Origin of the sequence: Motilimonas sp. 1_MG-2023 (assembly GCF_030547455.1) — a bacterium.
Classification (GTDB): Bacteria; Pseudomonadota; Gammaproteobacteria; order Enterobacterales; family CBDFNC01; genus Motilimonas.
Window position 1 is genome coordinate 1 of record NZ_JAUOPX010000156.1, and the last position, 287, is coordinate 287.

General features: G+C 49.8%; 1 other RNA gene. It reads right to left on the reverse strand.

The window, feature by feature from the left end:
• Positions 1–135: 135 nt before the first annotated feature.
• An RNA gene (locus Q4519_RS21855) (hammerhead ribozyme type II) lies at positions 136–200 on the reverse strand.
• Between the last annotated feature and the right edge of the window lie 87 nt (positions 201–287).

The window sequence follows — 287 nt, forward strand, 5'->3', positions numbered from 1 at the left end:
CACAAACTCAGCACGGCGTTTACATCATGGGTGATGACACTGCGGCAGATCAAGCGCGTGAACGCGGTATCAACTGCTGCGTTGGTGGTGTTGGTATTGCGGTTCAACATAGCGTTTCCTTTTTTATGACGCTTGAGTAGGCTGCTCATCAGTGCCTAGCCGCCATGCTAGTCAGACGCCGTGGGGACGGAGTTTCGCTTTTATTGCTGCGCAAGTCTCTTTTGATTGCTCACGTCCTTATTAGCAAAAATGATGTTCTTTTCCAGTTGCTCGTAGAACGCTAAGGC